The sequence below is a fragment of the Carnobacterium gallinarum DSM 4847 genome, assembly GCF_000744375.1.
In the GTDB taxonomy this organism is placed as follows: Bacteria; Bacillota; Bacilli; order Lactobacillales; family Carnobacteriaceae; genus Carnobacterium; species Carnobacterium gallinarum.
The window spans coordinates 298441-324378 of the sequence record NZ_JQLU01000004.1 but is presented as its reverse complement, the minus strand read 5'-3'; the positions used below and the strand labels follow the sequence as shown (position 1 = coordinate 324378).

Sequence of the window (25938 nt, the reverse complement as noted above, 5' to 3'; positions counted from 1 at the left end):
AAATAAGTATGGTTTTTGATAAACTCTTCTCCTTGTTATTTGCATTGTTTTTTTCATTCAATTAGCTTTCTACTTAAGTGATGAAATACTAAAAGCTTCAACTAGGGTTCCAGATTACTTTCAAAATCACTCTTTTATTGACTATATGCTGTATGAAACTCAATATAGTCTAGCAGGTTATACTAACGACCCAATCGCTACAACGTTCACGGTAAAAATGTTTGGATTTAGTCTCCAACTCATTGCTAGCTTGGAGACTACTTTTACTTACACAACGTACTACTCTTCAAAACGAATCTTACAAATTGCAAAATCAGATAACTTATTGTTGCTCTCTGCTGATAAGAAGTTATTCTCATAGGTAGAATAAGCTGTTATACTGGAAATAGTTGAATAAGATTTCAGTGAATTTTATCATAAAAAAATTACATGTAGTTTGTGTATAAGGAGAGTGAGTCACTATGTCTAATGAAGAAAATCGATTTAAAGTAAATTTAACAGGAATGATTGATATTTTGTCAAATCATTTGTACAACAACAAAGACGTCTATCTACGGGAATTGTTGCAAAATGCAACTGATGCAATACGTGCTCGAAAGTTAATCACTCCTAACTTTTCAGGAGAAATCCATATTAGTTTGAGTAAACAAATGTCGGGAGAATCGACATTAATTATTGAAGATAATGGAATCGGACTTACACAGGAAGAAATTCACCAATTCTTAGCAACCATCGCTCAATCTTCTAAAGGAGATAAAAAATTTCAGCAACACCAAAACTTTATTGGTCGTTTTGGAATTGGTTTACTATCCTGTTTTATTATAGCTGATGAGATTGTTATGGTGACTACTAGTGCTAAAACGAATGAATGCTTTGAATGGCGAGGAAAAGCAGATGGAACTTATGAAATTCGTCAATTAGCGACTCTCTTTGACGAACCGGGCACTAAAATTTACTTAACTTCACGGAACACTGGCAACCAACACGACTTAGAAGAGTTAACTGAACAATTAGAACCAGATAATTTGGCAGAAATATTATTTAAATATGGTGCTTGTTTAGAAGTGCCTATTTACTTTTCTACTCAAAATATTGAACAATTTATTAATAAAGAGACCCTAGCATTAGGAGAATCAGATGATTTTAAATCACTTTCTCATGAAAAAATCTTAGAGTTAGGGGAATTACTACTAAAAGAAGAATTTCAAGATTATTTCTTTATTCAAACAAAAAATGGAAAAACAAAAGGGATCGCCTATATTGTTCCTTATACATTGAGGATTAATGCTAAAAAACGAAATACAGTCTTTTTAAATCAAATGTTTGTTTCCGATCAAGTAGATGTCATTTTACCAAACTGGGCTTTCTTTACTCGTTGTATTATTTGGACAAGTGAACTACAACCTATTGCTTCCAGAGAAGATTTCTATCTTGATAACCATCTTAAAACTGTTGCAAAAGAACTAGGTAGCTCTTTAAAATTAGGAATCGAAACCCTACCTAGTGAATCACTAGAAAAATTGATTACTGCACATTTTCTATCCTTTAAAGCATTAGCAAGTGAAGATTCTGAATTTTTAAAAATGATCTATACTTTTTTACCTTTCAGAACATTAAATGGCGAAGAAATTTTAGCAGATATTTTAACACAAAATAAGATGATTCATTATGCGTTATCTGTTGATGATTTTCGTCAAATGGCTGACTTAGCGAGAACACAAGGAATGACTGTAATTAATGGTGGATATTCTTATGATAGTCAGCTATTGTCAGAGATTAGTTTGATTTTAAAAGATTTTCCTTTTAGTCAATTAAAGGTACTTCAACCAGAAGATTTTCAAAAAACATTTCATCCATTAACTTTTTCAGAAAGTAACGAATTGAAAGAGCCGGTGGATGAACTTAATCAATATTTTCAAGAACTTAATTTAATGATTATCATGAAACATTTTGAGCCAATGGAAATGCCGATGTTGCTACTATCCAATCATTTAACTCAAAATCAACGGGAATTAGAGCGGACAGCCGAAGAAAGCAATGATCTATTTGGTGGAATTTTGGAAGACCTAATGGTTGAAAAAACTCAATTACCACCTGCGAAATTGTATTTAAATATGGATAATTCGCTAATTCAACGTTTATTCAACTCTGACAAAAAAACAAAATCCTTAAAAAATATTATCGAAGTTTTATATGTTCAAGCTTTGTTACTTGGACACTATCCATTAAAGAAAAAAGAATTAGCTTTATTAAATAACAGCTTAATCGATTTGCTAACTCAATTAATTTAAGTTTAATCTAAGCATAATGGAGGAGAAAGAATGGAATACTTAGAATTACTAGATTATGCCTATACAATAAATTCGCAATCAAGTGAACGAATTTCAATATTAGAAGATGTCATACGAGGCGCTGATATTGCTCGAGATATCCCCATTAGTGTAGTTGCTCGTTGGGAATTAATTGATACTTGCATGTATGCAGGCTTTCCTAAAAAGCAATTAGCTGCCTTTTCTTGGCTAATCAATCTATATGAAACTACTGAAAATCAAGTTCGAGTCTTTGATTTATTATGGCATTACAAATGGATTACTGAAGGCATTGTTCATTTTTCCGAAATTTCTTTGGAGAAGATCAATCATTTAACGATTGACATGGAAACTAAATTCAAAGAATACAATTACTCACTACGCCCTTATTATAAAATCAAAACACTACAAGCAATTTCAATGGGGGATTTAGAAGCAGCAAGTGAAAATTTTGTTTTGTGGCAAGGAACTAAAGCAGATTTTATGAACGATTGTACGGCTTGTGAAACAACTGAGATTGTGTCTTATTATCATTTTATTGGTGCCTATAAAAAAGCGATAAAAGTCGCTGCACCTATTTTGAAAGGCAAACAATCTTGTGCAGAAGTTCCACATATTACCTATGGTCACACAGCTTTAGCTTATTTTAAACTAAATCAATTAGACAAAGCACAAGATTCATTTGATCGTGGATATCCGATGGTTAAACAACGCGCTACATTCATTTCAACAGTCGCACAATTTATTGAGTACCTAGTAATAAGCAAACAACATCAAAAAGCAATTGAAGTCTATCAAGAAAATTTGGATACTGTTGAAGCATTAGAAACAGATAATGAAAAATTACACTTTTATACTAGTAGTAGCAAAATTGATTTTCCAGATGCAGATGAAGTTTATCAAAAAGCAGTATATTATGCCACCAAATTTGATGAACGGAATCAAAACAACTATTACAAAAACTTATTGATTATAAAATAAAATAACAAAAAAACTATTTTCTTCATTAAGAAGCGTTCCTTTTTTTCATTTATGTACTCATTTTAAAGTATAAATTCTTGAATTAAATTTGAAATAGTCGTACAATTAAAGTGCTTACAAAAAGTAAATGAAATTTAGGAGGAAATTCACAATGACAAAAAATATTGGGATTTTAGTAGGAAGCTTGCGCAAGGAATCATTTAGTAAAAAAATTGCTGAAACATTTTCAAAATTATTTCCGGAAGAGTACAACGTAACTTTTATTCATTTAGATGGCTTAGATATGTACAATCAAGATTTTGATGATGTGGGTCCTGTTCCAGAATCACTTACTGCATTTCGTGAAAAAATGAAATCAATTGATGCTGTTTTATTCGTAACTCCTGAATACAATCGTTCAGTTCCAGCTGTCTTGAAAAATGCATTAGATGTTGGTTCACGTCCATATGGCGCTAGTGTTTGGGATAAAAAACCAGCAGCGATCGTTAGTGTTTCACCTGGTGCAATTAGTGGATTTGGTGCAAACCATCATTTACGTCAATCATTAGTTTTCTTAAATATGCCAACCGTGCAACAACCAGAAGCTTATTTAGGAAATGTAACGTCTATGCTGAATGAAGATGGAACTGTTACAAATGAAAACACATTACAATTTTTCCAAGCCATTACAGATAGTTTTGTTGATTTAATTCAAAAAAATAGTTAATTTTGCTAAAACGAAGGCTGATTAGTGGTCTTCGTTTTTACATATCACTATTTCTTGAAACCTGATGAAAGTCAGGATAGACTATAAGTTAAAAGGAATTATTATCATAAAAAATAAATTGTTTAAATCATAGAGTAATAGACGGAGGAAAAGTATGGACATTAGCGAAATTATGGGACGTTTAAGCGAACTAGGTACTGAACAAACCAAAAAAACACTACTAAGACACGGTGCCAATGAACCAATTTTCGGTGTAAAGATTGGCGATTTAAAAAAATTTTTAGTTAAAGATGTTAAAAAAAATCCGCAGTTAGCTCTAGATTTATTCGCAACAGGTAACTCAGATGCACAATATTTGGCAGGATTGGCCATTCAGCCTAAAAAGATGAAGAAAGAACAACTACAAACATGGATGGAGACCGCCAACTGTTCCTTTATTGCTGGATCAATTGTGGCAAGTGTTGCTGCTGAAAGTCTTTTTGCTAAAGAGTTAGCCTTAGAATGGATGGCTTCAGAACAAGAATATATTGAAAATGCTGGCTGGACAACCTATGGCAGTTTTATATCCATCACACCAGATACTGCGATTCATCAACAAGAAGTTGAAGCATTATTAGATTCCATCGAAAAGAATATTCATCAAGCTAAAAATCGGGTACGCTATTCAATGAATCAATTTGTCATTTGCGTTGGTAGTTATTATCCGCCACTGTTAACTAGAGCTGAAGAAGTTGCTAAAACTATCGGAAAAGTAGAAGTTTATCTTGGAGATACTGCTTGTAAAGTTCCACTGGCAACAGATTATATTGAAAAAGTTGTGACGATGGAACGGGTTGGGAGAAAACGAAAACATGCGGTTTGTTAAATAACAAAGAGGAGCTTACCAAAAATGGTAAGTTCCTCTTTGTATTCAAATTAAACTTTTAAACGAGCAACTAATTCTTTATCAGGAGTAACTGAAACGGTTCGTTGACCTTCATAAATTACATACCCAGGTTTAGCACCATTGGGTTTACGAATTAATTTTACCGGAACTAAATCAACCGGAACAGACGCAGATAATTGAGATTTTGAGAAATAGGCAGCAATGTTAGCTGCTTCTAAAATCGTTTCTTCCGACGGATTGCTATCTTGAATGATCACATGAGAGCCAGGAATATTCTTCGTGTGCAACCAGATATCTGTTTTGCGGGCTGTTTTCAAGGTTAATTGATCATTTTGCAAGTTATTCTTCCCAACTAAAATACTAGTTCCATCACTAGAACGGTACTGTTCAGGCTTTCCTTGTTGAGTTTTCATTGCTTTTTTCTTAGTCTTTTTCTTTTTTAGATAACCTTCTTGTGTCAATTCTTCTTTAATTTCTGCCACATCTTTTGGTGTTGCTAGAGAAAGTTGTGTTCCTACAGATTCTAAATAATCAATCTCATTTAAAGTTAACTCAATTTGCTCGCCAACAAAAGCTACCGCATTCCGTAATTTTTGATATTTAGCAAAGTATTTTTGAGCATTTTGAGAAGGATTCTTCCGAACATCAAGAGTGATTTTAATCGGCTTTTCATCATCATAAAAATTCAAAAGAGTCACTTCTTTTTGTCCTTTTTCAAATTCATGTAAATAGGCTGTTAAAATTTCACCCTTAATCCGATAGTCATCAGCAAATTCAGTTTCTGCTAAAGTTTGCTCTAATTTTTTCAGTTTTTTTACATTTCGTTGGAGTTCAACATTTACTAAACGAATGAGGTCAGACCCTTGTTGATTAACCCGATCTTTTTCTGCTTTTCCGCTATAATAAGCATCCAATAATTGACTTAAATTCCCAAAAATTTTCTTTTCACCATCTAAACTTAAAAATGGCGTAGGGGTGAAAAATTCTTTTTTAGCTCCTGTTGTCAAAGTTGGTGTATGATGTCCATCAGAAACTTCTTGAATAAACGCTAAAAATGCAGCTGGAATTTCAGAAGGGTTACTTTCACTACGATAAATAATCTCAGCAGTCGTATCACCACCTAATCCTTGGTACGCTGTTTGTAGATTTTTTTGCAGGCTTAGTTCTGGATCACTAGCAAGGCTCTCTGTAATTTCAACGGCTGTGGTAGTAAAGGGATTTAATTTATCTTGATGTGGTGGAGCAATATACGTCGCTCCAGGCATCACGGAACGATAGCTATTCATACTACTAGGTACATGCTTAATGCAATCAACTATTCGTTTGGTATCTTGTTCAATTAAAAAAATGTTACTGTGTCGTCCCATTAATTCAACAACTAATACAACATTGCGCACATCACCAATCTCATCACGACCTTTAAAGGTAAAATGAATCACACGATCATTGCCGATTTGCTCAATATTTTCTAAAATAGCACCTTCAAGTTGTTTACGCATCATCATACAAAAATTAGGTGGTGTGTTAGGATTTTCATAAGGAATCTCTGTTGTTTGAATACGTGCATAGCTAGGGTGAGCCGATAATAAAACTTTATGATTTTTGCCATTTGCACGCATGACTAAAATAATTTCACTTTGGTAGGGTTGGTGAACTTTAGAAATGCGCCCATTATTTAGCAATTCTTTTAATTCATTCACCATTGTATGGGTAAAGATACCATCAAATGACATGGAATCCCTCACTTTCTTAAATAATTTTCTAGTGTTCACAAGTAACAGCTTAATTATAACGTTTAATAGCCGAATAAGAAAGCAGTTAATTTATTTGCTGGTGGAACTAAATTTCATACTTCTCTTATTGGAATTATTAAATCAAAATGATAGAATAAATAAATAAGCGTTTAAAAGGAGTGGGAGTCTTGATGAAAAAAATTGGAAAAGCTTTGATTGTTACGTTATTTTTCACTACTTTATTTGTTAGTTTTTCTAAAAAAGCAAGTTAATGATGGAATAAACAGACAAAAACAGAATGCATCCTAATTGACTTTGTTTTTATAAAAAAGGTAGAATATACTGAATCTGAAAATAATGGGTTTTTGATTAAGGGAGGAACTAGAAATGGATTGGGATTATACAGGTGCTCGAGGTCCAGAGCATTGGAAGGATATTTGCGACATCTTTAAAGAAGCGGAGGAGGGCAGTTTGCAATCGCCTATTTCGTTAAAACAAACCGAAATATCCAGCTATATTCATGCAGGCTTATTGCAATTTGATTATCACCAAACAACATTTGAGACATCTTACTACAATCACACGTTACATTTAGCTCCGATTGCTAAAGAAAAGGTGAATCATGTAGTTTTTAATCATAAACGTTATGTGTTAGAAGATATTCATTTTCATCTACCTAGCGAGCATTTAATTGATGATCAAAGTTTTCCCTTGGAATTTCATTTAGTCCATCGTTCTCCCAAAAATGAATTATTGGTCATTGGCGTTATGGCTGAACCTACGACCATTCCTTTAAATGAGAAAATGGCTAATTTAGATAAAAAAGCTCTAAATCCTAGAATTTCAGCTAGAGGATTATTAGTGCCTATTGATTTAATGAATTTATTGCCTTACAATTTGGATTATTTCCATTATTCTGGTTCGTTAACAACACCTCCAACATCAGGTCCTGTAAATTGGATTGTTTTTCAGTTTCCAGTATATATGCGACAAGGATTATTAAAAGCTTTTAAAGAACAAATTGGACAAACAAATCGACCTGTTCAACCCAGAAAAAATCGACCTATTTATTTATCAAAATAATTTATTTAAACTTTAGTGTTGACATTTTAAATAAAAAAGGTTAAATTAGTATTCAATTAAAGAAACATTAAAATGCGAAGACAAAAGAGTAAGTAGCAATGGAATTTGTATGAAGAGAGTTGTCGGTTGGTGCAAGACAATTACGAATAGATTGTGAATGGACTTTTCAGCAACGATTCCTAACAAGTAGCTTTATAGCTACTTCAATAAGAAGAGCGATTACGCCTTATCGTTACCCAAGGCACCTACTTCAATTAAGTAATTTAATTGAGTTGGGAACAAAGTGAATCAGGATTTTCTGATTAATCAAGGTGGCACCACGAGTCTATCGTCCTTGTCTAATTTATTTAGGCAGGGATGGTAGGCTTTTTATCATGTCTCTAGTTGCTTTCAAGAACATAGAGACATTACGCATCAAGTTTTAAAAAATATCCATGATCCCTAATTGCTTTAAAAGCTTGTAAATCTATCAAACATCACGTTGCCATTTGTTCCAAAATAACTAAATATAGCCTAAAACGTTACATAAGGATGAGTACCTTAATTTATTGTCAATAGAGAGTCAGTGGTTGGTGGAAACTGATGTCACTAAATTAAGTGAATGGACCTTATAGTGTTCTTTTGAACCTTTCATTTTTTGAGAGTAGTAGGGAAAAACGTCTTCTCACGTTATCGAGATAGAGTATAGTAGTTGTGTACTTGAATGAAGATAAAGTTACATGTAACTTTAATAGAGGTGGTACCGCGAATCTTTCGCCCTCTAAAATCCAGATTAAATTGGATTTTAGAGGGCTTTTTCTATATAAAAAATAAAAAGGAGCGAAATAAATGCGAAAAATACAGAAAATAAATGTAAACACTCTATCCATCAACCACCTATATCGTTATTTATCAGGTGAAAAGAAAGTTTTACTAGAATCTTACGACAATAGTTCAGGAACAGGGCGATTTTCGATTATTGCCCGCAATCCAATTCATGAATTAAAAGTATTTCAACAAGATCTTTATTTGGATGGAATTAAAGAAAGAGCAACGGATCCCTTGGCACGAATAGCTGAGTTTATTCAACGAAATCAACAAGATGTAGAAGTTCTTGATTCACCCTTTCAAGGTGGGGGAATTGGTTATGTCGGTTATGATACCTTAGCCATTTATGAAAGATTAGGTGATTTACCACCTGAAAACAGAGCGATTCCTGATATTTGCTTTTATCTTTATGAATCTTTTATGGTTTTTGATCATCAAAGGTCGGAATTATTGCTTGTAGAAGACAATAGTTATTCTCAGCGAACCGAATTGGAATTAAATCAAGATCTCCATCGAGTATATACAGAACTTCAACGATTTTTAACACAATCAAGTCAAAAAATAACTAGAAAAAAATTCAATCTTACGTACAAAAGTAATGTTTCTAAAACAGAATTTATGGCGCTTGTAGAAAAAGCGAAAAAAAAGATCCATGAAGGAGATTGTTTCCAGATTGTATTGTCACAGCGATTAGAGGCTGAATTTCAAGGCGATTCATTCGCTTATTACGAAGAGTTGCGTTTATTGAATCCAACCCCTTATCTGTATTATTTGGATTTTGGTGAAACAAAGATTATCGGTTCCTCACCTGAAAGTCTAGTAAAAGTTCAAGATCGAACGGTTACTACAAATCCTATCGCCGGTACAAGAAAACGTGGGGGAACTGATGAGGAAGACTTACAACTAGCAGAAGAATTATTAAAAGATGAAAAAGAACTAGCGGAACATCGAATGTTGGTGGATTTAGGTCGCAATGATATTGGCAAAATTTCCCAAACAGGAAGTGTCACAATTCCTACGTATTTAACGATCGAGCGTTTCCGATATGTGATGCACATTGTCTCAATCGTATCTGGCACGCTTAAAGAAAATCTAACAGCTTTAGATGCACTAAAGGCCGTCCTGCCTGCTGGAACCGTTAGTGGTGCACCAAAATTAAGAGCAATGGAACGGATTTATCAGTGGGAGAATGTCCGTCGTGGGATTTACGGTGGGGCGATTGGTTATTTAAGTCTAAATGGTGATTGTGATTTTGCTTTAGCCATACGAACGATGATTCTCCACCAAAATAAAGCATATGTTCAAGCGGGAGCCGGCATTGTCTATGATTCCGTTCCAGAAACAGAATATCTAGAAACTCTACAAAAAGCGAAAGCATTATTGGAGGTAGGCCTATGATTTTATTAGTCGATAATTATGATTCTTTTACGTATAATTTGGCTCAATACATTGAAGAATTTTCTGAAGTTACTGTCATACGCAATGATGATCCCATGTTGCTACAACACGCAGCCAAAGCAACTGGAATTGTTTTATCTCCAGGACCAGGGGAACCAAAAGATGCTGGACTGCTGCTTCAATTAATTAAAGAATTCTATCTGTATAAACCACTGTTAGGAATTTGTCTTGGTCATGAAGGTATCGGTGAAGTTTTTGGCGCACAATTAGAAATTGCCAAAGCTGTTCGTCATGGAAAAATCTCACAATTACAGCAAATGAACCAATCACCCCTGTTCCAACAAATTCCCGAATATTTCGCTGCAATGCGGTATCACTCACTCATCTTAGCTAAAGAAAATTTTCCATCTACATTAAAAGTTTTAGCACGTTCAACGGATGATGAAGAAATTATGGCAGTACAAGTTGAAGGTTTTCCTGTATATGGCCTGCAATTTCATCCCGAATCGATTGGGACGCCTGAAGGAAAACAAATGATTCAAAATTTCATTTCAATAGTAGAACAGGAGGAGCAACAAGATGATTGAATCAATCTTACAAAAAGTTTATCAAAAAAAAGATTTAACGTTAGAAGAGAGTCGGATCATTGGTGATTTTATTTTAAGTGGGGAGGCCAACCAAGTTCAGATTACCGCGTTGTTGTTAGCACTGAAAATGAAAGGTGAGACCATCGAAGAAATGGTAGGTATGGTAGGAGCAGTTCAACATTTAGCAACACCTATTGGGTTTACAGAAAAAAATGCTATGGATAATTGTGGTACAGGAGGAGATGCTTCCCAAAGCTTTAATATTAGCACAACTTCAGCATTTGTTTTGGCAGCTGCTGGAATTCCTGTAGCGAAACACGGAAATCGAAGTATTTCTAGTCGTTCAGGTAGCGCAGATGTGTGTCAGGAATTAGGAATTGTCTTAGATATTTCTGCTGAACAAGCAACCGAAGCCTTAAAAACAGTCGGAATTACGTTCTTATTCGCTCCACATGTTCATCCAAATATGCGTTATGTGGGGAATATTCGTAAAGAATTAGCCACACCAACAATTTTCAACTTAATTGGTCCATTAACTAATCCAGTTCAATTGGAAACTCAGTTAGTTGGTATTTATCGTCGTGATTTAGTTCAGCAAGTAGCCTTAACTTTACAAAAATTAGGAAGGAAACGGGCGATTGTTGTCAATGGAGCGGGCTATTTAGATGAAGCCTCCTTAAACGGAGAAAATCATTATGCTTTACTAGAAAATAATCATGTAACTTTGCATACATTTACACCAGAGGATGTTCATTTGCAACGATATGAATTGACAGCGATTAAAGGTGGCGATGCCAAAATGAATGCAGCGATTTTACTACGTGTCTTACACGGTGAAAAAAGTGCCTATTATGACACGGTTTTACTAAATAGCGGATTAGGTTTATACGCCAATGGCAAAGTTCAATCCATTCAAGAGGGAATCAAACTGGCTGATTCGTTAATTCAATCTGGTTTGGCCTTAGAAAAATTAGAACAACTAAAAAAATTCACCCAAGGAGTGACTCAATCATGACATTTTTTAAAAAAATTATTCAACAGAAACAACAAGAAGTAGCCATTATGCCTTTAGAAATAGTCCAAGACCAACCACAGCGCCCTTCTTTTTATGACTTTTTACAGAAAAATCAAACTACGATGCAACTCATTGCAGAAATTAAACGTGCCTCACCTTCAAAAGGAGCGATTGCCTTAGATGTTGATCCTCTGACTCAAGCAAAGGCTTATGAAGAGGCTGGAGCTGGGGCAATTTCTGTTTTAACAGATGAGGTTTTCTTTAAAGGGACGATTGAGGACCTTAGGGAAGTGGCTAAAATAGTGACTGTTCCAATTTTATGCAAAGATTTTATTATTTCTGAAAAACAACTGATTCGGGCATATAATGCTGGGGCATCGATTGTATTACTCATTGTAGCTGCTTTAACGCCAACTAGATTAGCTGACTTGTATAGAAAAGCTCAGGCTATCGGTCTTGAAATTTTAGTAGAAGTACACAACCTAGCAGAACTTAAAATTGCAGAGAAACTTGGCGCTAAGTTGATTGGAATAAATAACCGTGACTTAACAACGTTTAAGGTAGCTATTGAGGTTAGTGAAACCTTGGCGACTCATTTTCAATTAGAACAGCAAGAAATTTGTTATATTAGTGAAAGTGGGTTTCAAACGGCAACAGATATCCACCGTGTTGCCCAGAATTATCAGGCTGTTTTAGTTGGGGAAGCCTTAATGAAAGACGTTAATCCTACTATAGCTGCAAGAAATTTAATGGTGCCTAGATGCTAGTAAAGATTTGTGGACTTATGGAACCAGAAGATGTTCGTGCAGCAGTGGCAGCCAAAGCAGATTATCTGGGCTTTGTTTTTGCACCAAGTAAACGTCAAGTCACTCTCCAGCATGCTCGACAATTAGCCAAACTAATTCCATCTGAAATAAAAAAAGTCGGTGTATTTGTCGATGCACCGCTGACTGAAGTATTACAGCTAATCAAAAGTGTCCCTTTGGATTTGGTTCAATGTCATGGAAATGAAACGAATGCGTATTTAAATCAGATCCCAATTCCTGTAATTAAGGCCTTCAGTATGACCAATGAATTTGACTCAAATAGTTTAACAAACTGTTCCGCAACTTATTTGTTAATCGATAAAGGATCTGGTGGAACAGGAGAAACCTTTCACTGGGATGATGTGACGATTCCTAGGCATGAGCAAAAACGCTTATTTTTAGCTGGTGGATTAACAACTGAAATTCTTCAATCAGCGAATCAGTATTTTCATCCATTTGCCGTCGATGTTTCATCTGGTGTAGAAACCAATGGCAAAAAAGACCCACAAAAAATTAAAGCATTTATAAAAAAAGCAAAGGAAGTGGCTATCAATGAACTATCAAGCTCCGAATGAAAATGGATTTTATGGAAACTATGGTGGACGTTTTGTCCCGGAAACACTGATGGAGGCAGTGAAGGAATTAGAAGTTGCATATGAAGCTTCACAACAAGATCCAGAATTTCAAAAAGAATTAACCGATTATTTAACTGAATATGTTGGCAGAAAAAGTCCTCTTTATTACGCTGAAGGGTTATCTAACTATGCCGGCGGTGCAAAGATCTATTTAAAACGAGAAGATTTAAACCATACTGGCGCTCATAAAATAAACAATACAATTGGACAAGCATTATTGACACGGAAAATGGGAAAACGAAAAGTTGTTGCTGAAACTGGTGCAGGTCAACATGGCGTTGCCACAGCAACTGTAGCTGCATTATTTAATATGGATTGTATTATTTTTATGGGAGAGGAAGATGTGAAACGCCAAGCTTTAAATGTTTTTCGGATGGAACTATTAGGAGCCACCGTTGTTACCGTGACTTCTGGTGGAAAAACATTAAAAGATGCTGTAAATGAAGCGTTACGCTATTGGGTCTCCCATGTAGAAGACACTCATTATATTATGGGATCGGTTTTAGGTCCCCATCCTTTTCCACAAATTGTTCGGGACTATCAAAGTGTGATTGGAAATGAAGCTAAAGAACAGCATCTAGCTAAGGAAGGGCGCTTACCTGAAGCAATTGTAGCCTGTGTTGGCGGTGGTAGTAATGCAATGGGCTTATTTTATCCTTTTATTAATGATGAAACAGTGAAGATGTACGGTGTAGAAGCGGCTGGAATGGGTATGGAGACAGAACTTCATGCTGCTTCAATGGGAAAAGGAGAGGTCGGAGTGCTGCATGGATCTATGATGCATGTATTACAAGATAAGTTTGGACAGATTGTCGAGCCTTATTCAATTTCTGCTGGATTAGATTATCCAGGAATTGGCCCAGAACACAGTTTTTTTAGGGATTTAGGCCGTGCTACGTATCACGGGGTTACAGATAAAGAAGCTATTGAAGCCTTCCAATTGCTTAGTCAAATCGAAGGGATTATTCCTGCACTAGAAAGCTCTCACGCAATTGCCTATGCAGTCAAATTAGCACAAAAAATGCAGCCAGATGAAAGTATGATTGTCTGTTTATCTGGACGAGGAGACAAGGATGTAAATCAAATTAGAGCTTATTTACAAGGAGAGGGAGAGGGCAAACACGATGAAAACAACCTTAGAAAAAGCTATTAGACAAGCTCCTATTCCTGTAGTTCCATATATTATGGCAGGGGATGGTGGGCTAGCCACATTAGAATCCACATTACACTTATTAGAACAAGCTGGGGTGGCTGCCATTGAATTAGGGATTCCTTTCTCAGATCCAGTGGCGGATGGTCCTGTTATTCAAGCAGCTGGATTACGCGCCCTACAAGATCACGTTTCTTTAGAAGCAATTCTAAAAGTATTAGAATCCAGTAAAGTAACCGTACCATTAGTTATTATGAGTTATTTTAATCCAATTCTCCATTTAGGTGTTGACAAATTTGTTCAGCTTCTCTTAAAAACACCTGTTAAGGGACTGATTATCCCTGATTTGCCTTATGAACATCAAGAATTAGTGACAACCTATTTAATAGAAACAGATATTGCTTTAATACCTCTAGTTTCCTTAACAAGCACAAAAGAACGAATTCAAACCTTAGTAAAGGATGCTACAGGATTTGTTTATGCAGTTACAGTCAATGGAACAACTGGTGAACGCCAAGGATTCAATCCCGATCTAGATCAACATCTAGAATTCATTAAAAGTATTAGTCCGGTTCCTGTTTTAGCTGGATTTGGAATTTCAACCATTCAACAAGTCCAACATTTTACTGAAGTCTGTGATGGAGTTATTATTGGAAGTAAAGTTGTTTCGATGCTGCATCAGCAACAACAACAAGAATTAGCCGCATTCCTTAGTAAAGCAACAAATCGCCATTAATTTAAAGAGCCAAATCCTTTATACAAAGGGGATTTGGCTCTTTTTCTACTTCTAATTTCCGTTTGTGAAAAAACAATCAATATAAAAAGGTGAACTCCCATCAGTTTGTGAACATTTTACCCATATAATAGTTAAAATATCAGGAACACTTAATTATATATGTTTTTAATTGTGAAAAAAGTTCAATTCTATTGACATTTTTAAAATTTGAAGTATAGTAGTCCTTGTAGTAGCTACTATAAAAATAAAGGTGGAATCATAATGCAACAAATAGTTCAGGTCATGAAAAAATATAATTTTTCGGAATATGAGACATTGGTTTATACCACATTACTTGAAATTGGAAATCTATCAGGATATGAAACTAGTAAACGCTCTGGTGTTCCTCGATCAAAGGTTTATAACGTTTTAGAATCTCTTTTAAAAAAAGGTCTAGTGATTGTCACTAAAACGGATCCAAAACTATATCAAGCTCTTTCTGCACAAGAATTTTTAGAAAAGCTAAAAAAAGATGCGTTAACAGATATTGATTATTTAGAATTGGAACTAGGCAGGATTAAAGAAAAAGAAGAAGAAGAGATGTTATGGAAATTAGATGGCTATGAAAATGTTCAAAATAAAGCCTATCATCTAATTTGTGATGCCAATGAAAGTCTGTATGTCCAAATATGGGAAGAAGAGTTAACCGATGAATTAATCGCAGTTCTTACCGACGCCGAAAAAAGACTTAATGAATTCGTGCTGATTCTATTTAGTAAAAATCATCATTATGAGTTGCCATTTAAACGTTATTATTGCCATGGATTTGAAGCAGCTAAATTAGAAGACTTTGGTTCAAGATGGCTAAACATTGTCAAAGATACTAAAGAAGTGGTCTTTGGAACTATTCGAGATAGTAAAACCGATGTAGACGTTCTATGGACAAAGAATAAATCAATGATTTCTTTATCTAAAGAATATGTGAAACATGATGCCTACACATTAAAAATTATCAACCAACTTCCAGAGCCATTGAAAGCTGAATATGGCAATGCATTTGAAAAAATTAGAGACATTTATTAACGGAGGCGGAAGATTATGTCAAAGAATATTTTAATTGGATTAATTATACTCATTAATGGGTATTTTATTGTTATGTTTGTGAAAGATTTAATTAGTCACAAAGATGAAGTCATGAAGGAACCAGCCAGTACGAAGATTTTGCCATTTAGCTCATTTATTATTTTTTTTCTTTCAACATTTGGAATTTCAGATTTTGCCATAGGAACAGTGCTATATCCTAAATTAAACTGGGTATCCATCAAAAAACTACCAGGAACATTAAACACACAATGCGTTATCCCAGTTGCCGCTATGGCACTCTCATATATCACTTCTATTGATGTAGGTATTAAAACATTAGCGGTTTGTATTATTTGCCAAGTAATTGGAGCTTATATCGGACCACGTTTTGTAGTAAAATTACCAGAACGTACTATTAAAATATTTGTTGGAATTGGCTTAATTATTGCAGCTATTTTAATTTTTGCAGGCCAAATGAATTGGATTCCATCAAACGGAACAGCTACTGAGTTATTTGGAGGCAAATTAATTTTAGCAAGATTTTTATTATTTGTTTACGGAGCATTAAATAATATCGGAATTGGTTCTTATGCGTTAACAATGGTCACTGTCTATCTATTAGGCTTAAATCCCATTGCCGCTTTCCCAATTATGATGGGGGCTTGTACATTTTCAGTGCCAATCGGCAGTTCCCAATTTATCAAATTTAACCAATATAGTCGTAAAATCACTTTATTTACAGCCATTTTTGGAGTTCTAGGTGTACTTGTTGCTGTTTTCTTAGTAAAATCATTAAATACAGTCATGTTAAAATGGTTAGTTATCCTTGTCTTAATCTATAGTGCCTATACAATGCTTATGCCACTATTAAAAGGAAAAAAAGCTGTTACGGAATAATATAAATAAAGGGGTTTTAAGTCATGTTAATCTTAACTAAAGAAGAAATGAGTCAATTTTTCACAATGAACGAAGCCATTCAAGCAGATAAAGATGCTTTGGAGATTTATTCAAAAGGCGGAGCTAATGTGCCTCTTAGAACAAATTTAGATATTCAAAAACAAGGTGGACAAAGTCTATATATGCCTGCATATGCCCAAGGTGAATTTGAAAGCTTAGGTGTTAAAGTTGTATCGGTATATCCAAATAATATTGAAAAAGGTCTTCCAAGTGTTCCCGCAACAATGATTGTTTTAAATCCTGAAACAGGAATTGTGGATGCATTATTAGATGGTACTTATTTAACTCAAGTACGAACTGGAGCAGTTCAAGGAGCGGCTACCGATATTTTGGCTAATAAAGATGCGACAATTGGTGCTTTAATTGGAACTGGAGGACAAGCAATTAAACAACTTGAAGCGATGCTAGCTGTTCGACCATTAAAAGAAGTTCGTATATTTGATGTTGATCGTAGTCGAGCAGAGGAATTTGCCATAGCAATGAAAAAAGAATTAAAAGAATATGGCTCAAGCTTTATTGCCGTTGCCAGTTCAGATGAAGCGGTGAAAGATGCTGATATTATCACATCTGTAACTACATCAAAAGTTCCTACCTTTTCAGCCTCCGCAGTGAAACAAGGTGCTCATGTGAATGGTGTTGGTGCATACACACCCGAAATGTGTGAGATTCCAGCTGAATTGATTGTGAAGGCTGATAAAATTATTTTTGATACGATGGCCGGTGTTTTAGCAGAAGCTGGTGATTTTATTCAACCATTGGAAAATAATCTAGTAACTAGAAAAGAGTACCATGGTGAATTAGGACAAGTAATTTTAGGCGAAGTCGAAGGGCGTAAATCAGCAAATGATATTACCATTTTTAAAACAGTTGGATCAGCCGTTCTTGATGTTGTTACTGCTCAGAAAATCGTTATGAAAGCACGTAGTTTAGGTATTGGTACTGAAATTAATTTATAATGAGTCAACTTATCTCCGCATAGATCTGGGATAGGTACATACTGAATAAACAGATATAATTTTAAAAAATCCACTATTTTCTTGACAGTTATAATTCTCCATAGTAAGATAAAACTATCATAAAAACACACGAAGGAGCTCACGTATATGTCTATCCATTCTATCCATATTCAAACACAACTGAATAGTAGCTGGCAAAGCCAAAATAGATAGGTTGATTGAAGTGAGACACTCATGGATACAGCCTTCAGAAATCTGAACTTGTATCTATGTTGGTTTATTTGAGAATTCAAATTAAAAGTATACCACATAGAAAGTTTACACTTATTCTATGTGGTTTTTGTTTAACTAAAAACAGGAACTGCGAAGTTTATTCGTGTGTTTCTGTTTTTTATTTTAGTCAAAATTAAGGAGTCGAAAGAATGAAAAGTTGGATAAGAAGACGATGGCCTAGCTGTCACTTGCACTTATAGAAAAAAAACAATCAAAAATTGGAGGAAACAAAATGAAAAAAATGTATGGATTTATTATTATTTTAGCCCTTATTTTAAGCGTGGCATTTGTGACAGAAAATCAAAAAATGACAACAAAAAAGAAAGAGATCCCCGTTGTGGGTGTTTTACAATTAACTAGCCATCCAGCTTTAGATAAAATTTACGAAGGAATTGTAGATGCATTAAAAGAAGAAGGCTTTGTTGATGGTAAAACTATGACCTTAGATTTCCAAAATGCTCAAGGAGATCAAAGCAATCTTAAAACTATGAGCGAACGTTTTATGACGAAAGATGCAGATATCATGGTTGGGATTGCAACACCATCTGCTCAAGCATTAGCTAATGTTTCTAGTGAGGTTCCAATCGTTTTAGGAGCTGTTACTGATCCAGAAGGTGCTGGGTTAGTAACAAATAATCAAAAACCAGGTGGAAATATCACAGGAGTTAGCGATCAAACACCTATTGACGATCAATTTAATTTAATTAAAACTTTATTACCAAATGCAAAAAAAATTGGAATTCTCTATTCATCTAGTGAAGATAACTCAATTATTCAAGGGAAACAAGCAGAAGCTGCTGCTAAAAAATTAGGAATGGAAACGACAGTCGCAACAGTTGCTTCAACAAATGATGTCTCGCAAATTGCAACAAACTTAGCAACACAAGTCGATGCCATCTATGTTCCTGCAGATAACACGGTGGCTAGCGCTATGAGTACACTAGTCAACATTACAGATGCTGCTAAAATTCCAGTTTTCCCAGCAGTGGATACCATGGTTGAAGAAGGCGGATTAGCAACTGTGGGACTCAATCAATACGAACTAGGAAAAATGACGGGTAAACTAACTGCTAAAATCTTAAAAGGTGAAGCAAAACCCGCAACAACACCAATTGAATATTTAAAAACTGGTGATAAAATTGTCAACCCTAAGAAAGCTGCCGAATTAGGAATTACGATTCCAAAAGAAATTTTAGATAACGCAATTATTATCAAATAAGAATGTGAAGTGGAGGAAAGAAAAATGGGGTTAATTGTAACAGCATCTTCTCAAGGGTTATTATGGGGAATTATGGCATTAGGAATTTTTATTACATTTAGAATATTAGATCTACCAGATATGACAGCAGAGGGGTCGTTTCCATTAGGAGCAGCCGTTTGTGTCAAACTAATTATTATGGGGGTTCATCCTATTATTGCAACCCTGATTGCTTTTATTTCAGGAATGTTAGCTGGAGCAATTACAGGAATTTTAATTACTAAATTTAATATTCCTGGTTTGCTAGCAGGGATATTAACAATGACGGGGCTTTATTCTATTAACCTAAGAATTATGGGTCGAGCAAATTTAAGTTTATTAGGAAAACCAACAATCGATAATTTATTGAACCGTTTTAATTTACCAAGTCAATTTGATACGATTTTTATTGGATTATTGATTGTAGCTGTTGTCATCACAGCTTTAGTTCTTTTTTTCCAGACGGAACTCGGACAAGCCTTAATTGCTACCGGAGATAATGAAATGATGGCACGTTCATTAGGGATTTCAACAAATAAAACAAAGATTTTAGGGTTAATGCTTTCAAATGGTATGATTTCTTTTGCAGGTGCCTTAATTGCTCAAGATGATGGGTATGCAGATATTAGTAAAGGTGTTGGTACAATTGTCATCGGCCTAGCTTCTGTTATTATTGGTGAAGTTGTTTTTGGAAATTTATCTTTTAAACATCGTTTAATTTGTGTCATTTTAGGTTCGATTATTTATCGTTTAATTATTATGTTTGTATTATTTATTGGACTAGAATCAAATGACTTAAAATTAATTTCAGCCTTTATTTTAGCTATTTGTTTAGCAATGCCAAGTATACGGACTAAACTAAATCTAAATTTCTTTACAAGCAATAAGGAGGCGCGCTAATATGACACATGAAACAGTTTTATCTATCAAAAATATTAAAAAAACTTTTTATCCAGGAACAGCTAATCAAAATGAAGTCCTAAAAGAACTTAGCTTAGATGTAAAAAAAGGGGACTTCATTACAATTATTGGAGGTAATGGTGCTGGGAAGTCGACCTTACTAAATAGTATTGCAGGAAACTTTTTAATTGACTCAGGATCAATTAAAATCAACCAAAAAGTAGTGACAAAACTAAAAGAAGATCAACGCGCAGGCATGATTGGACGTGTATTTCAAGATCCTCGAATGGGAACCGCACCAAGAATGACTGTCGGAGAAAATTTGGCGATGGCGTATCGTCGTGGTGAAAAAAGACGATTACGTAAAGGAACTTCAGATACTGAACAAGCTTTTTTCAAAGAACAATTAACACGCCTAGATTTAGGGTTAGAAGATCGTTTAGATACTGAAATCGGGCTATTATCTGGTGGACAAAGACAAGCCATTACCTTGCTAATGGCTACAATGAAACGTCCTGATATCTTATTATTAGATGAACATACAGCCGCACTTGATCCTAAAACAGCCAAAGTTGTACTTGCTTTAACAGCAGAATGTATTGAAAAAGATCAACTAACAACATTAATGATTACTCATAATATGCAAGATGCTTTAACTTATGGCAATCGATTAATTATGTTAGATTATGGTAAAGTTGTAGTGGATCTTTCTGCAAAAGAAAAAGCCAATCTTACAGTTCCTGATGTTATGAATCTATTTCAATCGGCTACAAAAGACGGAAGTGTTAAGGATGAGATGATTCTTTCATCAAATTAAAAAAACACTAAAAACTTGATTAAATAAGCATTTCGTTATATAGTTGCACTACACAACAATGATGTTGCGCCGTGCAACTATATTTGTTTTCAAGGAGATTTTATGGAAAATAGAGAGTTTAACCCTACATTAGTTAAGGAAATCATGTTATTCAATCAACAAATTTCAGACCTGCAATTAAAAATTTTAACAACTTATCAACTCACTCTTTCACACTTTAATCTATTGCTTTATTTGAAAGAAAAATCACCTTTATCCTTAAAACAGCTTACTCATTTAACTCAGACTGAAAAATCAACATTAAGTCGACAAGTCACGAACTTAATGGCTCAGCAATGGCTCATGAAGGAACAAACTCTAGATAAGCGTGTCTATTTGATTCACCTTACTTCTGAGGGACTTGAAAAACTAGCAAAAATCGACATAGAGTTTAACGATACATGGAAAACATTATTTTCAGCTTGGCCAGAAGATGAACAACAATTGCTTTTTATTTTATTAGGTCGTATCAATCGGAATTTTAAAAATTAAACGTACTTTAAATAGTAAAACCTTAAAAAGGATTTACTCTTCCTTATTAAATCCTTAACTTTTATATGATTAAATAAATAAGTATGCACTATTGAACTATGGCTAGATGATTCATTTTATTTTTCAAAGAAAGAGGGAAGCCAACTATGAGACAGCAGCACCGCAAAAAACGACATTTTTTTAGAAACACTATTTTGGTTTTATTGGTAATTTTAATCGGAGTTGGAGGATGGGCCTACTTAAGCTATCGAGATAGTTTAAAAGAAGCAAAAAAAGATAATTCTGTCTCTGATAATATTACATTTAATGGACAAAAAGCGGCTGATTTAAATGATGTAAATATCTTACTAATCGGAAGTGATTCTCGTGGAGATGATCAAGGTCGTTCAGATTCTTTGATGATTGCCCACTACGATTCAAAATCGAAAAAACCAAAACTTATTTCACTTATGCGAGATATGTATGTGGATATTCCTGGATATGGCAAAAATAAAATTAATGCAGCCTATTCATATGGAGGGGCGGAATTGCTTCGTCAAACAATTTCACAAAACTTTAATATTAATATCGAATACTATGCCATTGTCGATTTTACAAGTTTCCCAAAAATCGTCGATACTCTACTTCCAGATGGAGTTGAAATCAATGCTGAAAAGGATATGTCTGAATATATCGATCAACCCATTACAGCAGGTCCACAAAAGATGAATGGAGAGACCCTGTTACAGTATGCTCGTTTCCGTCATGATGCTGAAAGTGATTTTGGTCGTGTCCGTCGTCAACAACAAGTACTCAATGCACTATCTGACCAAGGAGCACAATTAACAAAAATAACAAAACTCCCAAGTGTTCTAGGAAAAATCGAAGGGTATACAACAACTAACTTGCCAAGTAATTTTATTTTTTCAGTTAGTAAAGATTTTATTCTTGGAGATGCTAAGAAAATGGAGACATTAACATTACCAGTAGAAGGTTCTTGGGAAAATGCTAACTATGATGGTAGTGGTGCGGTTTTAGACATCAACCTTGAACAAAATGCAACTGCACTTAATGAGTTTCTTAAAGATTAAGGTCTAACATTTAATACTCCCCATCCAATAAAATCCGTTTTTAATAAGGAAATCATAGGATGGGGAGTATTTACCTATTTTCTCAGTTTCTTTTATTTGTTTCCTTTAAAAAGAATTGCTACAATGGTTTTAGGTTAGAAAAATAGATCTCAAGGAGGAAGGCAATGTCTCAAACAAATACAAAACGAATTTTGGCTTTAATTAGTGATGACTTTGAAGATTTAGAATTATGGTATCCTGTTTTACGTTTACGGGAAGCAGGTCATACGGTTGATTTGGTTGGAGAACATGCAGCTACAGTTTATCATGGAAAATACGGTGTTCCAGCAACATCTGACTATAGTTTTAACGATATTACTGTTTCAGAATATGATGGTATTTTAGTTCCAGGTGGTTGGTCACCTGATAAACTAAGACGTTTCCCTGAAGTGATTGCCTTTGTTCGTCATTTTGATCAACAAAAACAACCAATCGGACAGATTTGTCATGCGGGTTGGGTATTGATTTCAGCGGGAATTCTTAAAGGTGTAAATGTAACCAGTACTCCAGGAATTAAAGATGATATGACCAATGCTGGTGGAATTTGGCACGATGTTCCAGCGATTACGGATGGTCACATTATTTCAAGTCGTCGTCCACCTGATTTACCTGAATATATGCACCATTATTTAAACGTTTTAGAAAAATAAGCAAAAAAAGTTAAGGGTTATTCCTTAACTTTTTTTATCATCAATTTTTTGGAGGAAGATCATGTTAAAATACGGAGATACAATTGGAATCGTTGCTTGTTCAAATGGAAAGGCTCCACAACATACACCGAAAATAAATCAATTACTGACTCTATTAAAAGAAAAATTCAACTTAACTATTATTTTCTCTAAATATATCTATCAACAGGACACGACAGGCGCTAATGGACCTCCTAAAGAAAAAGCTGCTAGCTTAATGGAACTCTATAAAAATCCAGCTGTTCAGGTTATTTTTGACATCTCTGGTGGCAATCTAGCAAACGAACTTTTACCTTACTTAGACTTTAACTTAATGAAAGAACATCCAAAACCATTTGTCGGTTATAGTGATCTAACTGTTCTTTTAAATGGAATTTATGAAAAGACAAGGCAAATTGGCGTTAACTATCAATTGTTGCATTTAGTTGGAGAGAATAGCAGTCAACAACAAGATTACTTTTATCAGTATTTTTTCACACCAACTACTCAGCCTGCTCTCTCCATTACTCCTCTCACACTTACTGAGGAGAATTCTATTCAAGGAACTTTGTTAGGGGGAAATAGTCGCTGTTTACTAAAATTAGCTGGAACCGACTATTGGCCATCCATTAAACAAAAAATCCTTTTTTTAGAGGCAAATGGAGGAGATATCAGCACAATAGCTACTTATCTGGCTCAGTTAGATCAACTTCATTGTTTTAGAGATTGTAAAGCTGTCTTATTAGGTCAATTTTCACAAATTGATTCACAAAAACAACGTCCAGAATTGGAAAAATTAATTAAAAACTATGTAGCACCTTATTCCAAATCAATCTATCAAACAATGGAAGTTGGTCACTCAAGTAATTCTAAAGCATTAAAAATTGGAGGAGAAGTCTGTTTATTGCCAACAAATCAATTAACAGAGTAGACTTCTATACTTCCTTCAACTTAACTCAATTATATTTGCATTAAACTAAACGAAAGCCTGAAAATCATCAGCTACAAAACCGATTTAGAAACAGGCTATTCCGTCTAGTTTAACACATAAAAAAACAATAATGTTTCTATTTTAGACAATCGAATACAGGTAAAAGAAGACTAAAAATAGCTTTATTTTTCAGATTTAGCTAGTCATAAATTTGAAGTTCATACTGTAAATTTAGAACAGCCAACTAATTTTTGATCAACTGCATCGACTATTGATTCAATTATTCTTGTTAAATCAATTGCACTTCATGTTAAAACATGCTATTCTTTTGAGCGTAATTAACTTAGGGAAGAAGGTTTTTATTATGGAAAGACGAGGAAATAAAACTTATCACATTGCCATTCTTGGGATGTTAACTGCAATTATTCTGATTCAAAATTTCGTACCGATAATGGGGTATATTCCAATCCCACCTTTAAACCCAACCATTATTCATATCACCGTGATTATTGCCGCCTTAACATTAGGAACGAAAGATGGCATGATTTTAGGCGGTATTTGGGGTATCGCATGTATTGTTAGAGCCCTAACTTTTCCAACAACACCGCTAGATCTTTTGCTATTTACAAATCCAATTATCGCGATTATCCCACGTATTTTGGTTGGCTTCATTGCAGGCTATAGTTACAAAATATTGCGTACTACGAAATTAAATGATTTCACTTCAATGGTGATTTCAGCTGTCTTAGGTTCCTTAACAAATACATTTTTAGTTTTATTCTTTATTTATATTTTTTATGGTCAAGCCTATGCTGATTTTATTAAAGTAGATAGTTCAAATTTATTGGCTGTTATGGGAACCGTTGTCGCAACAATCGGTTTAGCAGAAGCTGTTATTGCCGCGTTTATTGCTCCTGTTATTGCAAAATCCTTAAAACATTTTGTATTGCCTTAAACTGAAAGAAACGTTTCATTGTCAAAATTCAGAAAAAGTGCTATCCTAGGTACACTTGATTATAAAAATAGTTGGGTTTTTCAAACTTACTTTTATCTGGAGTGTGTACAATGAATCAAAAAAAATCAAAAACTTATCGCATTGCGATTATTGGAATTCTATCTGCGATTATTTTTATCCAAAACTTTGTTCCTATGTTAGGCTATTTGCCCATTCCACCATTAAATCCTACCATTATTCATATCACTGTGATTATTGCCGCCTTAACATTAGGTGCAAAAGATGGCATGATTATTGGTGGTGTTTGGGGCATTACTCGGTTTGTCAAAGCATTTGTTATGCCAGCAAGTCCATTAGACCTTTTGCTGTTTACTAATCCGTTTATCGCCATTCTCCCACGTATTTTAGTTGGTTTAGTTGCAGGCGCTAGCTATTACGCCTTAAAACGAAAAATGGCAGATACATCCGCTATGGTCATAGCCTCAATTTTAGGGTCTTTAACAAATACAATCTTGGTTCTCTTTTTTATCTACTTATTTAACTCAGCAGAGTATGCTGAGGCCATGAAAGTAAGCATTGATGGGCTGTTAAAAGTATTAGGAACGATTGTTTTAACAAATGGAGTAGCTGAAGCAATTGCTGCTGCAATAATTGCACCATTTATCGCAACAGCATTAAAACGAATTTCTCGTTAAGTAAAAGTGATAAAG

At 34.5% G+C, this 25938-nt stretch carries 26 protein-coding genes and 2 other annotated features; of the genes, 25 read left to right on the top strand and 1 reads right to left on the bottom strand.

Translation table 11 applies throughout. The features are described 5' to 3' along the window. Positions 1 to 145 precede the first annotated feature (145 nt). From BR43_RS20130 to BR43_RS04260, 5 genes are all read left to right on the top strand, one after another. Complete coding sequence (locus BR43_RS20130) at positions 146 to 361, top strand: hypothetical protein (protein ID WP_169741016.1); 216 nt, start codon at positions 146 to 148, stop codon at positions 359 to 361. Between the two features lie 100 nt (positions 362 to 461). Further along, entirely contained in the window at positions 462 to 2291 is a 1830-nt protein-coding gene (locus tag BR43_RS04275; protein WP_034559826.1) for an HSP90 family protein, read from the top strand. 30 nt (positions 2292 to 2321) lie between these two features. Beyond that, positions 2322 to 3290, top strand: a complete 969-nt coding sequence (locus BR43_RS04270; protein WP_034559823.1) for a hypothetical protein — start codon at positions 2322 to 2324, stop codon at positions 3288 to 3290. A gap of 151 nt (positions 3291 to 3441) precedes the next feature. Further along, positions 3442 to 3996, top strand: coding sequence for an NADPH-dependent FMN reductase (locus BR43_RS04265; protein ID WP_034559822.1), 555 nt, complete (start codon positions 3442 to 3444; stop codon positions 3994 to 3996). 154 nt (positions 3997 to 4150) lie between these two features. Next, positions 4151 to 4861, top strand: a complete 711-nt coding sequence (locus BR43_RS04260) for a DNA alkylation repair protein (RefSeq protein WP_034559820.1) — start codon at positions 4151 to 4153, stop codon at positions 4859 to 4861. 50 nt (positions 4862 to 4911) lie between these two features. On the opposite strand, the gene BR43_RS04255 is transcribed toward BR43_RS04260, so the two are convergent. Continuing rightward, complete coding sequence (locus tag BR43_RS04255; RefSeq protein WP_034559818.1) at positions 4912 to 6615, bottom strand: NFACT RNA binding domain-containing protein; 1704 nt, start codon at positions 6613 to 6615, stop codon at positions 4912 to 4914. Positions 6616 to 7002: 387 nt separating this feature from the next. On the opposite strand from BR43_RS04255, the gene BR43_RS04250 reads away from it, so the two are divergent. The 20 genes from BR43_RS04250 (at position 7003) to BR43_RS04155 (ending at position 25923) form a co-directional block, all read left to right on the top strand. After that, positions 7003 to 7698, top strand: a complete 696-nt coding sequence (locus BR43_RS04250; protein ID WP_034559816.1) for a carbonic anhydrase — start codon at positions 7003 to 7005, stop codon at positions 7696 to 7698. 68 nt (positions 7699 to 7766) lie between these two features. Beyond that, positions 7767 to 8037: a binding site (T-box leader), on the top strand. A 173-nt stretch (positions 8038 to 8210) separates the two neighbouring features. Then, positions 8211 to 8462, top strand: a binding site (T-box leader). Positions 8463 to 8526: 64 nt separating this feature from the next. After that, positions 8527 to 9903, top strand: a complete 1377-nt coding sequence (gene trpE / locus BR43_RS04245) for an anthranilate synthase component I (protein WP_034559815.1) — start codon at positions 8527 to 8529, stop codon at positions 9901 to 9903. Then, positions 9900 to 10490, top strand: a complete 591-nt coding sequence (locus BR43_RS04240) for an anthranilate synthase component II (protein ID WP_034559814.1) — start codon at positions 9900 to 9902, stop codon at positions 10488 to 10490. Before trpE ends, BR43_RS04240 begins: the two co-directional genes overlap by 4 nt. Then, on the top strand, positions 10483 to 11505 hold the full coding sequence (gene trpD, locus BR43_RS04235) for an anthranilate phosphoribosyltransferase (RefSeq protein ID WP_034559812.1): 1023 nt from the start codon (positions 10483 to 10485) through the stop codon (positions 11503 to 11505). Before BR43_RS04240 ends, trpD begins: the two co-directional genes overlap by 8 nt. Then, the gene (trpC, locus tag BR43_RS04230; RefSeq protein ID WP_034559811.1) at positions 11502 to 12272 is read left to right on the top strand and encodes an indole-3-glycerol phosphate synthase TrpC; all 771 of its coding nucleotides are present in this window, start codon (positions 11502 to 11504) and stop codon (positions 12270 to 12272) included. Before trpD ends, trpC begins: the two co-directional genes overlap by 4 nt. Then, positions 12266 to 12886 (top strand): phosphoribosylanthranilate isomerase, encoded by a 621-nt coding sequence (locus BR43_RS04225; RefSeq protein ID WP_034559809.1) that lies wholly within the window; start codon positions 12266 to 12268, stop codon positions 12884 to 12886. Before trpC ends, BR43_RS04225 begins: the two co-directional genes overlap by 7 nt. Further along, complete coding sequence (gene trpB, locus BR43_RS04220) at positions 12864 to 14099, top strand: tryptophan synthase subunit beta (RefSeq protein ID WP_034559807.1); 1236 nt, start codon at positions 12864 to 12866, stop codon at positions 14097 to 14099. Before BR43_RS04225 ends, trpB begins: the two co-directional genes overlap by 23 nt. Next, positions 14071 to 14832 (top strand): tryptophan synthase subunit alpha, encoded by a 762-nt coding sequence (gene trpA / locus BR43_RS04215; RefSeq protein ID WP_034559805.1) that lies wholly within the window; start codon positions 14071 to 14073, stop codon positions 14830 to 14832. The genes trpB and trpA overlap by 29 nt, the downstream gene beginning before the upstream one ends. A gap of 261 nt (positions 14833 to 15093) precedes the next feature. Continuing rightward, positions 15094 to 15894 carry a TrmB family transcriptional regulator gene (locus BR43_RS04210; protein WP_034559802.1) on the top strand — a complete coding sequence of 267 codons (801 nt, stop codon included), beginning with the start codon at positions 15094 to 15096 and terminating at the stop codon, positions 15892 to 15894. 15 nt (positions 15895 to 15909) lie between these two features. Then, on the top strand, positions 15910 to 16791 hold the full coding sequence (locus BR43_RS04205; protein WP_034559799.1) for a sulfite exporter TauE/SafE family protein: 882 nt from the start codon (positions 15910 to 15912) through the stop codon (positions 16789 to 16791). A gap of 23 nt (positions 16792 to 16814) precedes the next feature. Next, positions 16815 to 17807, top strand: coding sequence for an ornithine cyclodeaminase family protein (locus BR43_RS04200; RefSeq protein WP_034559798.1), 993 nt, complete (start codon positions 16815 to 16817; stop codon positions 17805 to 17807). Positions 17808 to 18312: 505 nt separating this feature from the next. Then, positions 18313 to 19299, top strand: coding sequence for a tryptophan ABC transporter substrate-binding protein (gene trpX / locus BR43_RS04195; protein WP_034559796.1), 987 nt, complete (start codon positions 18313 to 18315; stop codon positions 19297 to 19299). A 24-nt stretch (positions 19300 to 19323) separates the two neighbouring features. Then, positions 19324 to 20217 (top strand): ABC transporter permease, encoded by an 894-nt coding sequence (locus BR43_RS04190; RefSeq protein ID WP_034559794.1) that lies wholly within the window; start codon positions 19324 to 19326, stop codon positions 20215 to 20217. 1 nt (position 20218) lies between these two features. Next, on the top strand, positions 20219 to 21034 hold the full coding sequence (locus BR43_RS04185; protein ID WP_034559792.1) for an ABC transporter ATP-binding protein: 816 nt from the start codon (positions 20219 to 20221) through the stop codon (positions 21032 to 21034). 102 nt (positions 21035 to 21136) lie between these two features. Beyond that, a complete protein-coding gene (locus tag BR43_RS04180) occupies positions 21137 to 21565 on the top strand; it encodes a MarR family winged helix-turn-helix transcriptional regulator (protein ID WP_034559791.1) in 429 nt (142 codons plus the stop codon). 146 nt (positions 21566 to 21711) lie between these two features. Next, positions 21712 to 22635, top strand: a complete 924-nt coding sequence (locus tag BR43_RS04175) for an LCP family protein (RefSeq protein ID WP_034559790.1) — start codon at positions 21712 to 21714, stop codon at positions 22633 to 22635. 164 nt (positions 22636 to 22799) lie between these two features. Then, entirely contained in the window at positions 22800 to 23324 is a 525-nt protein-coding gene (locus BR43_RS04170) for a type 1 glutamine amidotransferase domain-containing protein (protein WP_034559788.1), read from the top strand. A 61-nt stretch (positions 23325 to 23385) separates the two neighbouring features. Continuing rightward, positions 23386 to 24273 (top strand): LD-carboxypeptidase, encoded by an 888-nt coding sequence (locus BR43_RS04165; RefSeq protein WP_034559786.1) that lies wholly within the window; start codon positions 23386 to 23388, stop codon positions 24271 to 24273. Between the two features lie 364 nt (positions 24274 to 24637). Further along, complete coding sequence (locus BR43_RS04160) at positions 24638 to 25228, top strand: ECF transporter S component (protein WP_034559785.1); 591 nt, start codon at positions 24638 to 24640, stop codon at positions 25226 to 25228. A gap of 110 nt (positions 25229 to 25338) precedes the next feature. After that, the gene (locus BR43_RS04155; RefSeq protein WP_034559783.1) at positions 25339 to 25923 is read left to right on the top strand and encodes an ECF transporter S component; all 585 of its coding nucleotides are present in this window, start codon (positions 25339 to 25341) and stop codon (positions 25921 to 25923) included. Positions 25924 to 25938 lie beyond the last annotated feature (15 nt).